This is a genomic window from Mycobacterium sp. (assembly GCF_019243155.1).
In the GTDB taxonomy this organism is placed as follows: domain Bacteria; phylum Actinomycetota; class Actinomycetes; order Mycobacteriales; family Mycobacteriaceae; genus Mycobacterium.
Map to the genome: position 1 here is coordinate 1 of NZ_JAFAUS010000040.1, position 4,487 is coordinate 4,487.

Here is a 4,487-nt window from a genome sequence, read left to right on the forward strand (position 1 = left end):
TAGATCGAGCAGGGGGAGATCCCCCACGCGCTGAGCTTCTCCTCCTCGTTGACCTGCGACACCTTCGTTCCTCCGGCGGTGAAGTCTGACGGCACGAAGCATCCGCCGGGTTGCCTACCTGAAGGGACACGCATCCGCATCCCGCCATCGATCTCGCTCGAGTCGATCCCCGGCATCACACCGTTCGAGCTCACGGTAGGACGGGCTCTCCAGACCTACGGTGCCATCCTGCGCGACAGCGGCGGGGCCACTCTGGCGTTGTCATTCCAGGAACCGCCGGCGGGTGCGCTGAACCCATACGCCCCCTACGGAGCGTCTCACGACTACTTCGACATGCCTCACCTGCCGTGGGGCAGTGTGGACGTAGTTAACGGTTGAGCCAGGAGTCAACAGCTGAGGCCAGCGGGAAACCGAAATCGGCGAATTGATGGCCAGACAGCGAAGAAGAGATAAGGAAGGATCAAGAAGAGGACGATATTGCCAGGGCCCTGACTCAAGGATCCCCTCAACCTTCCGAGAAACCTCGGCATGCGGGAGTCCATTGCGCGCCGTGTCCGACCGCTCAGCCCCAAGCAACGAGGATTCGCAGCCCTCGTGGTTGTGCTTGCCATGTTCGCCGGGCTGCTTACCCCGATGGCCTTCGCCGGAGGGCCACCGCCGACAGTAGGGGTCGCCCTGTCGCCGGAGGGCGGCGGTTGGACGGTGCAGTCCAACGGGGCCGTCTCGGCGTGGGGCGGAGCCGCGAACCTCGGAGACCTGACCGGCGTATCGCTTTCCCACCCGGTGGTGGGTATTGCTTCGACGCCTTCTGGTGACGGCTACTGGCTGGTGGCGAGCGATGGTGGGGTGTTCTCCTTCGGCGACGCCCGTTTCCACGGCTCGACGGGAAGGACCCGGTTGTCCAAGCCTGTGGTGGGAATCACTTCGACGCCTTCTGGTCGCGGCTACTGGCTGGTGGCGAGCGATGGTGGGGTGTTCTCCTTCGGTGACGCCCGCTTCTACGGCTCGACGGCCAGGATGCAGCTGAACCTGCCCATCGTCGGGATGGCGAACGACGGCGGAGCCGGCTACTGGCTCGTGGCCCGCGACGGCGGTGTGTTCGCCTTTGGCGACGCGCCCTTCTTCGGCTCGACCGGTGCAGTCCCAGGGGAGGGCAGCGTCGTCGGTATGAGCGTGGCCCCCGGCGCCACCGGCTACGTGGTGGCCAACTCGTCGGGCAACGTGTACCCCTTTGGCACCGGCGTGAGCGCTCCGCCGCCGCCTCCGGTGGCTCCTGTCACTACTGAGACGACTGTCACTACTGCTCCCCCGCCTCCTACGACCGCACCGACGAGCTCAACGACAGCTCCTCCCGCGCCCGTCTCGCCTGCAGCCACCGCCCCCGTCGTCTCGTTGGCTCACTACTTCTTGGCGTCCAGCCCGTTCAACCAGCCGGTCTCCGGTGCTCCGGTTCCGGGCACCGGCCAGGTCGCCGCTGAGCTCGGCAGCGGCCCCGCTGCCGACATCTACCAGTACGGCACTCCTATCTACAGCGATGTGAACGCCAGCACCCCGAGGTATTCGGTGTCCTGCACGGAGAACTGGGGGGTGTGCCCACTCTCGCGCCAGCCGGTGCCGATTCCCGCTGACGCCACGCCAACGAGCGGCTCCGATGCCGAGATGGTCATCGTCGATCCGTCGACCAACCTGGCCTACGAGTTCTGGCAGGCCCAACGCTCGGGCAACAGCTGGGTGGCGTCTTGGGGAGCAGTAGTGAGCACGGTCGGGCCGGGCAACGTCGACATCTACGGCGGTCCGGGTGGCACCGGGTCGGGGCTGTCCCAGCTCGTCGGGGTGGCGACTATGGCTGAGCTGGGGGCGGGGAACATCCCCCACGCCCTGGCCTTCTCCTCCTCGCTCACCTGCTCTACCTACGTGGCCCCGGCCGTGAAGTCAGACGGCCATGGCAGCCCGCCCAACTGCATCCCCGAGGGTGGCCGCATCCAGCTCGATCCGAGCATCAACTTGGCCGCCATCCCGGGGATCACTCCCTTCGAGCTGGCTGTCGGAAGAGCCCTGCAGGTGTACGGAGCGTTCTGCCGGGATTCTGGCGGGGCCAGCCTGGCCCTGTCGTTCGAGACCCCGCATCCGGGTGCGGCTGACCCCTATCCCGCCCTTGGGGTGAGCGCGGACTACTACAACATGCCGCACCTTCCCTGGCAGTCCCTGAGGGTGGTCTCGAGCTAGGCCCCCCTTAGCCGACCCATCTGATGCGGTTGCCGGAGCGTTCGGCGATGGCCATGTCGCCGGCTTGGTCGAAGGCGATCCAGGCGGGGTCGGCGAGCGCGGCGGCGGTGGCTGGTCCGCCGTCGCCTGAGTCGGCGTAGGTTCCGGTGCCGGCTACGGGGTAGAGGTTCCCGGCGGTCATGGCGATGCCGTCGTCGGTGCTGGTGGTCGCGGCGATGACTCGGATCTGGTCGTTCCAGACGTCGGCGACCGCGATGTTGCCTTGGGGATCGATGGCCACGCCGCTGACGGTGCCGAAGGTCGCCGCGGTGGCGGGGCCGCCGTTGCCGGAGAACCCGTAGGTCCCGGTTCCGGCGATGCTGTAGATGTTCCCGGCGGTCATGGACTGCCCGTATCGGGTGCCGGTCACGGCGGCGACTACTCGGACCCGGCTGTTGTCCGTGTCGGCGATGACCAGATCGCCGGATGCGTCAACGACGACCGCCGCCGGGTCGGCGAAGGCCGCGTTCGAGGCGGGGCCCGCGTTGCCGCCGTAGCCGTAGTTGCCGTTGCCGGCGACGTTGTAGATGTGGCTGGCGACCATGGCCACCCCCCACTTGGTTCCTGATGTAGCGGCGACGACCCTGATGAACTCGTTGCCAGTATCGGTGATGAGCAGATCGCCCGCCGGGTCGACGCTCACGCTGCCTGGATGGTCGAACGCGGCGCTGGTAGCCAGGCCGCCGTTGCCGCTGTAGGCCTCGGTGCCGGTGCCGGCGACGGTGTAGATGTGGCCGGCGGTCATCGCTATCCCGTAGAAGGTGCCGGTGGTGGCGGCCACGACTCGGATCCGGTTGTTGATGGTGTCGGCGATCAGCAGGTTGCCTTGACCGTCGATGGCCACCCCGTCAGGGCTGTTCAGCTGGGCTGCGGTTGCCGGCCCGCCGTCGCCCGCTCCGCCTGCGGTGCCGGTGCCGGCGATGGTGTAGATGTCGCCGGGGTTGACGCTGACCCCGAAGATGGTGCCGGTGGTGGCGGCCACGACTCGGATCCGGTTGTTGGACGTGTCGGCGATGAACACGTTGCCGGCCGAATCGACGGTGGCGCCTCGCGGCACGTTGAGAGTGGCCGCGGTGGCCGCGCTCCCGTCACCTGAGAATCCCGCCCCTCCGGTGCCGGCCAAGGTGGTGATGATCCCTGTCCGCTGATGGGTCGGGGCGGTCGGGGTGGCGGTGGCTGGGTTGGAGGCCGGGCTGGCGCCGCCCGCGTTGGTGGCGGTGACGGTGAAGGTGTAGGCCTGGCCGTCGGTCAGCCCAGTGACAGTCGCGCCCAGGTTGGTGCTGTGGGTGTCGATCACAGTCGGGGCGGCCGTGGTGGTGGTTCCGACGTATTGGTCGACCACGTAGTTCGACGGCGCGCCGCCAGTCGTCGGAGCAGACCAGATCAAAGCCACGGTCGTGTCACCAGGCTTCGCGGCGAGGGAGGTGGGGGCCCCGGGCGCGACGGGTGCCACGGACGTCGGGGTGGCAGTGGAGCTGGCTGAGGCGGGCCCAGCTGTGCCCGCGTTGGTGGCGGTGACGGTGAAGGTGTAGGCCTGCCCGTCGGTCAGACCAGTGACAGTCGCGCCCAGGTTGGTGCTGTGGGTGTCGATGGTGGTGACGCTGCCGGTGGGGGAGGAGCCGACGTACTCGTTGATCAGATAGTCCGACGGTGTGGGACCGGTGGTGGGCGCGGACCAGGTCAAGGCCACCGTGGTGTCGCCCGGGGTGGCGGTGAGGCCGGTGGGCGCGCCCGGGGCCGGCGGTGCCGGGGTGGCGGTGGCTGGGTTGGAGGCCGGGCTGGCGCCGCCCGCGTTGGTGGCGGTGACGGTGAAGGTGTAGGCCTGCCCGTCGGTCAGCCCGGTGATCGTGGTGCTGAGGTTGGTGCTGTGGGTGTCGATCACGGTCGGGCTGCCAGTGACAGTGGATCCGGTGTACTCGTCGACCACGTAATCGGCGGGCGTCCCACCGATCGTCGACGACGCCCAACTCAGGTGGACCGTGGTGTCACCCGGAGTGGCGGTGAGGCCGGTGGGCGCCCCGGGAGCCACCACGACGGGGGGAGTCGAGCCGCCGACCCATCTGATGCGGTTGCCGGAGCGTTCGGCGATGGCCATGTCGCCGGCTTGGTCGAAGGCGATCCAGGCTGGGTCGGCGAGCGCGGCGGCGGTGGCTGGTCCGCCGTCGCCTGAGTCGGCGTAGGTTCCGGTGCCGGCTACGGGGTAGAGGTTCCCGGCGGTCATG

2 protein-coding genes are annotated in these 4,487 nt (G+C 68.5%); one reads left to right on the top strand and one right to left on the bottom strand.

What is annotated here, in order from left to right:
- Positions 1-594: 594 nt before the first annotated feature.
- Positions 595-2,226, top strand: a complete 1,632-nt coding sequence (locus JOZ00_RS02075; RefSeq protein WP_293338983.1) for a hypothetical protein — start codon at positions 595-597, stop codon at positions 2,224-2,226.
- A gap of 7 nt (positions 2,227-2,233) precedes the next feature.
- Here the strand turns inward: JOZ00_RS02075 and JOZ00_RS02080 are convergent.
- A partial coding sequence (locus tag JOZ00_RS02080) for a fibronectin type III domain-containing protein (RefSeq protein WP_293338986.1) occupies positions 2,234-4,487 on the bottom strand: 2,254 nt, incomplete at its 5' end.